The organism is Rhizobacter sp. P1_G5 (assembly GCF_056405435.1).
Genome location: NZ_JBFUCB010000355.1, coordinates 1 through 6,300, shown reverse-complemented (window position 1 = coordinate 6,300; position 6,300 = coordinate 1). Strand labels below are relative to the sequence as shown.

The window sequence follows — 6,300 nt, the reverse complement described above, 5'->3', positions numbered from 1 at the left end:
CGTGACCTCCGACGACCTCGCCCGCATGAAGCCGACCGCGCTGCTGGTCAACACCTCGCGCGCCGAGCTGGTCGAGGAAGGTGCGCTGGTCTCGGCGCTGAACCGCGGCAAGCCCGGCATGGCGGCGGTCGACGTGTTCGAGAGCGAGCCGATCCTGCAGGGCCACCCGCTGCTGCGGCTCGAGAATGCGGTGTGCACGCCGCACATCGGCTACGTGGAGCAGGACAGCTACGAGCTGTACTTCAGCGCGGCCTTCGACAACGTCATCAACTTCATCAACGGCACGCCGACGCAACTGGTGAACCCGGAAGCGCTGCGGGTCATCCGTTGAGCGATCCGGTGCTGGAGTCGCGCCAGCCGGGCTCGCTCGGCGAGCTGTTCCGCGTCTTCAACCGCCTCGCGCTGCAGGGCTTCGGCGGCGTGCTGGCGGTGGCGCAGCGCGAGCTGGTCGAGCGCGAGCGCTGGCTCGACCGCGACGAGTTCGTCGAGATCCTGTCGGTCGCCCAGGTGCTGCCGGGGCCGAACATCGTGAACCTGTCGCTGATGATCGGCGACCGCTTCTTCGGGCTGCGCGGCGCGTTCACCGCGCTGGCCGGCATGATGCTCGCGCCGCTCGTCATCGTGCTGGTGCTGGCGGCGCTGTACGCACGGGCCGCGCAGCAACCGCTGGTCAGCGGCGCCCTGCGCGGCATGGGCGCGGTCTCGGCGGGGCTGATCATCGCGACCGGCCTGAAGCTCGCCACCAGCCTGAAGCGCAACGAGATGGGCCTGCCGCTCAGCCTCGCGATCGGCGCCTGCACCTTCGTGATGGTCGCGCTGATGCGCTGGCCGCTGGTGTGGGTGCTGGCGGGGCTGGGCGCCGTCGGCATCGCGGCGGCGTGGTGGAGGCTGCGGCGGTGAGCCTGTTCGACCTGCATGGCCTGAGTGCGAACGACCTGTTCGCGCTGTTCACCCACTTCCTGATGCTGAGCCTGCTGGCCGTCGGCGGTGCGATCACCACCGCGCCCGACATGCACCGCTACCTGGTCGGCGAGCGGCACTGGCTGAGCGATGACCTGTTCACCGCCTCGGTCGCGCTGGCGCAAGCGGCACCGGGGCCGAACGTGCTGTTCGTCGCGGTGCTCGGCTTCAATGCGGCGGGGCTCGCGGGTGCGGCGGTCACGCTGCTGGGCATCATGCTGCCGTCGACCACGCTCGCGCTGTGGGCCACGCGCTGGGGCCATTCGCGGCGCGAGACGCTGGGCGTGCGGGCCTTCAAGACCGGCCTCGCGCCGTTGACGCTCGGCCTGCTGCTGGCCACCGGCTGGATCCTCTCGGACCCGGTGCGCAGCGAGCCCGGTGCGATCGTGCTGATCGGGCTGACTATCGCGGTGATGCTGAAGACGCGCCTGAGCCCGCTGTGGATGGTGGCACTCGGCGCGGTGGTCGGCGCGCTCGGCTGGGTCTGATTCGTAGCCCGGGTGACAACCCGGGCTCAACCCCCACTTGTTCGCTTGTCATCYCCCRAAAGGCAGGGCGGTGGCAGAAGGCGGGTGCGGGGAGTCTGTGGAGCGCCAATCAGGACGGGGCGCCGGAACTGGCTGATTTCATGGCCCGCGTGCRCCAGCACGCTTCGTGAACTGACTGTCGCCCACTGTTTGACCACAACGAACGAAGTGAGTGGCGGGAGTTTGGGCGACGGGCCATGAAATCAGTCAGTGGAGGGCAGTCATCGCCCCCAGGGGCGATGACCGCACCGGCCGGCGAGCCACAGACTCCCCGCACCCGCCTTCCGCACCAMTGCGTCAAATGCGTTCGGGCGGCACGGGCACGGCAGCTTCGTGGCGCACGATCGTATGCATCACGCGTTGCGGGAACGGAATATCGACCCCCTCCGCATTCAGCACATCCAGCACCGCCAGGTGCACGTCCGACTTGACCTGCCCCTGCCCGTTCTCCGGGTCGCGGATCCAGAAGTTGATCGTCAGGTCCATGCCGTCGGCCGCGAAGTTCGACAGCTGCACCCCCGGCCCCGGGTCGGCGATCACGCGCTCGACCTTCAGCAGCGCCTCGACCAGTTTCGGCTGCAGCGCCCGCACGTCGGTGCCGTAGGCCACCTGCACCATCGTCTGCACCAGCACCCGCGGGTCCTCCAGCGACAGGTTCTCGACGCGCTGCGTGATCAGCATCTCGTTCGGCACCACCGCCTCGCGCCCACCCAGCGAGCGGATCACCGTGTAGCGGGTGCGGATGTCGGTGACCCGGCCCTCGAAGTTGTCGACCTTGACCATGTCGCCGATGCGCAGCGAACGCTCGGCCAGGATCACGAAGCCGCTGATGTAGTTGGCCGCGATCTTCTGCAGGCCGAAGCCGAGACCGACACCGACCGCACCGCCCAGTACGCTCAACGCCGTCAGGTTGATGCCGACCGCCGACATCGCGAACAGCAGCCCGACGAACAGCAGCAGCGCCCGCACGATGTTCGACACCATCTTGCGCATCGACAGGTCGTTGCCGGTGCCGTGGATGATCTTGCGCTCGATCGCCGACGACAGCCACAGCGCCAGCACCATCACGACGCCGGCCGTCAGCGCGCCCTCGATCATCGTGCGCAGCGAGACCATGCCGCCGGCGATCTGCCAGCGCACGCTGTCGAGCTCCTCCAGCACCGCCGGCATCACGCCGGTGATCCACAGCACGACCGCGATCCACGCGAGCCACGAGATCGTGCGCTCGGTCGCGCGCATCCAGGTGGAATTGGGGAACGCCGCCGACAGCACCCGCACCGCGAAGCGGATCAGCGCGAGCGACAGCAGGATCGGGATCGCGACGCGGAACACCGCGACCTTCACGACGCCCATCAGGACGTGCCGGGCGACCACGGCGAGCACCAGCGCGACCAGCGGGAACAGCACGCCGTCGACCACGTTGCGGCCGAACAGCACCGCGCCGTTGACGCGCAGCACGCGCCGCAGCGCCATGCACACCAGCCATGAAACACCCAGGCAGCCCAGCAGCACCGCCGCCTCGGTCAGCGCGCTGCGGGTGGCCAGGTCGCGCAGCAGTTCGTTGAAATCTTGTACGCCCAGGGACGAATCCATCGGTGAATCGCTCTCTTCTTGTGTCGATCGGGAATGGCCGCCGTGCAGCCAGGAGGTCAAAGGTCGGCCAGCACCCGCAGGTGCGCCGCCACGCTGCGCGCCAGCGCGCCGAGCGCATAGCCGCCCTCGAGGCACGACACGATGCGCCCGCCGGCATGGCGGTCGGCCACCGCCTTGATGCGGCGCGTGAGCCATTCGTAGTCGGCCTCGACCAGGCCGAGCTGGCCGAGGTCGTCCTCGCGGTGCGCATCGAAGCCGGCCGAGATGAACACCATCTGCGGCTTGAATTCTTCCAGCCGCGGCATCCACATCGCCTCGACGATCTCGCGCATCTCGGCGCCGCGGGTGTACGGCGGCAGCGGCAGGTTCAGCATGTTGTCGCCCTTGGGCACCTCGCCGCAGTACGGGTACAGCGGGTGCTGGAAGAAGCTGACCATCAGCACGCGCTCGTCGCCGGCGAGGATGTCTTCGGTCCCGTTGCCGTGGTGCACGTCGAAATCGACGACGGCCACGCGCTGCAGCCCGCGCACGTCGAGCGCATGGCGCGCCGCGATCGCGACGTTGTTGAAGAAGCAGAAGCCCATCGTCTCGTTGCGCGTGGCGTGGTGGCCGGGCGGGCGCACCGCGCAGAACGCGTTGTCGACCTGGCCGTCGAGCACGGCATCGGTGGCGGCCACCGCAGCGCCGGCGGCGCGCTGCGCAGCGCGCCAGGTGCCGGCGTTCGCGACGGTGTCGGGATCGAGCGCGCGGCTCTCGCCGGACGCCGCCAGTTCTTCGAGCACAGCCCGCAGCTCGGTGACGTACAGGCTCTCGTGCGCGAGCGTCACGTCGTGCAGGTCGACCAGCGGCGCGTCGCGGTGCTCGAGCGCCATGTCGAGGCCGGTCGCCAGCAGGTGGTCGCTGATCGCGTCCAGGCGCTGCGGGCACTCGGGGTGGCCGCGCCCCATGTCGTGCTGCCGGCACTCGGGATGGCTGAAGAACGCAGTGGGCATCGGTGTTCTGAGTCCGGAATCGCGGCAGTTTGAGTTAAGGTGATTGCATGAGCACGGACCTGTTGAAAGCCCTTCCCCACCTGAACCGCCTGATCGACCAGATTAGCACGATCATCGTCGGCAAGCGCCCGCAGATCCGTGACTGCGTGGCCTGCCTGCTGGCCGGCGGCCACCTGCTGATCGAGGACGTTCCCGGCGTCGGCAAGACCACCCTCGCGCACGCGCTGGCGGTGTCGCTCGGGCTCAAGTTCTCGCGCAGCCAGTTCACCGCCGACCTGCTGCCCACCGACCTGATCGGCGTCAGCATCTACGAGCGCAGCAAGGAGGCCTTCGTGTTCCACCCCGGCCCGGTGTTCGCGCAGGTGCTGCTGGCCGACGAGATCAACCGCGCCGGCCCGAAGACGCAGAGCGCGCTGCTCGAGGCGATGGAGGAGCACCAGGTCAGCATCGAGGGCGAGACGCGCGCGCTGCCGTCGCCCTTCTTCGTGATCGCGACGCAGAACCCGACCGACCAGCTCGGCACCTACCCGCTGCCCGAGTCGCAGCTCGACCGCTTCCTGATGTGCATCACGCTCGGCTACCCCGATTACGCGAGCGAGCGAGCGCTGCTGGCCGGCATCGACCGGCGCGAGGCGATCGGCGCGCTGGGCGCGGTGATGACGCCGCAGGACCTGCTGGCGGCGCAGCAGGACGTGCTGCGCGTGCATGCCTCCGACGCGCTGCTCGACTACCTGCAGGCGCTGATCGGCGCGACGCGCAGCGGCGCCTGGTTCGTCGACGGGCTGAGCCCGCGCGCCGGCATCGCGGTGCTGCGCGCCGCCAAGGCGCACGCGCTGCTCGATGCGCGCGACTACGTGGCCCCCGACGACGTGCAGGCGATCCTCGCGCAGACGATCTCGCACCGGCTGGTGCCGGTGGCCGGCGCCGGCCGCGGCGCGCGCGAACAGGTGCGCGCGATGATCGAGTCCATCCCGCTGCCCTGATCCCTCGCCCACCCGACGCCATGCAGGCCGCCGACGCGCTGAAGCTCCCGCTGCGCCCCTTCGCGCTCGCCGCGGCCGCGGTGCGCCAGCGCTTTCGCGCCTGGTGGCAGGCCCGGCTGCCGCACACCGACACGCTGCTGCTGACCCAGCGCAACGTCTACATCCTGCCGACCCGCGCCGGGCTGATGTTCGCGCTGACGCTGATGGTGCTGCTGGTCGCGTCGATCAACTACCAGCTGAACCTCGGCTACGTGCTGACCTTCCTGCTGGCCGGCAGCGGCATCGTCTCGATGCACCTGACGCACAACACGCTGCGCGGCATGACGCTGCACCTGCGCTCGCCGGCGGCGGTGTTCGCCGGCGACCCGGCACCGCTCGCGGTCACGCTGACGAGCCCGGCGGCCGAACGCTTCGGCATCGGGCTGCGCCTCGAATCGGCCGATGCGGCGACGCTGACCTGGGCCGACGTGCCGGCCGGCGGCCAGTCCGCGACCCACGTCAGCTTCGTGCCACAGGCGCGCGGGCTGCACCCGGTGCCGGCGATCAGCATCGAGACGCGCTTTCCGCTCGGCCTGTTCCGTGCGTGGGCGGTGTGGCGGCCGGCGGCCCAGGTGCTGGTCTACCCGCGCCCCGAGCGCCCGCCGGCCCCGCTGCCGCCGGCACATCCCACGCCCGGCGGCCCGGCCACCGGGCGCCGGGCCGATGGCGGCGAACTCGAAGGCGTGCGCGGCTACCGGCGCGGCGACCCGCTGAAGCTGGTGGTCTGGAAGAAGGCCGCGCGCAGCCTCGAGACCGGCGGCGAGCTGGTCAGCCGCGACACCACCTCGACGGTGCAGCAGCAGCTGTGGCTCGATTGGCAAYGCTGCRCCGGCCTCGCCCCCGAAGACCGGCTGTCGCGCCTCGCCGCCTGGGTGCTGTCGGCCGAACGCGCCGGTGCCGACTACGGCCTGCGCCTGCCCGGCCTGCAGATCGAGCCGGCGCAGGGCGAGCTGCAGCGCCGGCGCTGCCTGGAGGCGATGGCGCTGTGGCAATGAGTTCACGACCATGAATGCCCTGCTGCCCCGCTGGCCCGGCTGGCGCCACCTGCCGCGCGACACCCGCGACACGCTGTTCCTGCTGCTCGTGATCGCGTGGACCGTGCTGCCGCACCTGCTGCACCTGCCGCCGTGGTGCGCCGTGCTGACCGCCGGCGTGCTGCTGTGGCGCGGCCGCGTCGCGCTGACCGGCGCGGCGCTGCCCGGCCGC

The 6,300-nt window shown here is 70.6% G+C and carries 8 protein-coding genes; 6 read left to right on the top strand and 2 right to left on the bottom strand.

From position 1 onward, the window contains the following. The 3 genes from AC1D12_RS21545 to AC1D12_RS21535 form a co-directional block, all read left to right on the top strand. The coding region (locus AC1D12_RS21545) for an NAD(P)-dependent oxidoreductase (RefSeq protein WP_477842747.1) at positions 1 to 331 on the top strand (331 nt) is incomplete at its 5' end. Next, the gene (locus AC1D12_RS21540) at positions 328 to 900 is read left to right on the top strand and encodes a chromate transporter (protein WP_477828243.1); all 573 of its coding nucleotides are present in this window, start codon (positions 328 to 330) and stop codon (positions 898 to 900) included. The genes AC1D12_RS21545 and AC1D12_RS21540, both read left to right, overlap by 4 nt. Beyond that, positions 897 to 1,448 carry a chromate transporter gene (locus tag AC1D12_RS21535; RefSeq protein WP_477828242.1) on the top strand — a complete coding sequence of 184 codons (552 nt, stop codon included), beginning with the start codon at positions 897 to 899 and terminating at the stop codon, positions 1,446 to 1,448. Before AC1D12_RS21540 ends, AC1D12_RS21535 begins: the two co-directional genes overlap by 4 nt. Positions 1,449 to 1,784: 336 nt before the next feature. Here the strand turns inward: AC1D12_RS21535 and AC1D12_RS21530 are convergent, their stop codons facing one another. Next, on the bottom strand, positions 1,785 to 3,080 hold the full coding sequence (locus tag AC1D12_RS21530; protein WP_465111690.1) for a mechanosensitive ion channel family protein: 1,296 nt from the start codon (positions 3,078 to 3,080) through the stop codon (positions 1,785 to 1,787). 56 nt (positions 3,081 to 3,136) lie between these two features. Next, complete coding sequence (locus AC1D12_RS21525) at positions 3,137 to 4,072, bottom strand: histone deacetylase family protein (protein ID WP_047513261.1); 936 nt, start codon at positions 4,070 to 4,072, stop codon at positions 3,137 to 3,139. A gap of 47 nt (positions 4,073 to 4,119) precedes the next feature. Between AC1D12_RS21525 and AC1D12_RS21520 the strand changes: the two genes are divergently transcribed. The 3 genes from AC1D12_RS21520 to AC1D12_RS21510 form a co-directional block, all read left to right on the top strand. Then, a complete protein-coding gene (locus tag AC1D12_RS21520; protein WP_052213191.1) occupies positions 4,120 to 5,055 on the top strand; it encodes an AAA family ATPase in 936 nt (311 codons plus the stop codon). 20 nt (positions 5,056 to 5,075) lie between these two features. After that, complete coding sequence (locus AC1D12_RS21515) at positions 5,076 to 6,089, top strand: DUF58 domain-containing protein (RefSeq protein ID WP_477842744.1); 1,014 nt, start codon at positions 5,076 to 5,078, stop codon at positions 6,087 to 6,089. 10 nt (positions 6,090 to 6,099) lie between these two features. Then, a partial coding sequence (locus AC1D12_RS21510) for a hypothetical protein (RefSeq protein WP_477842742.1) occupies positions 6,100 to 6,300 on the top strand: 201 nt, incomplete at its 3' end.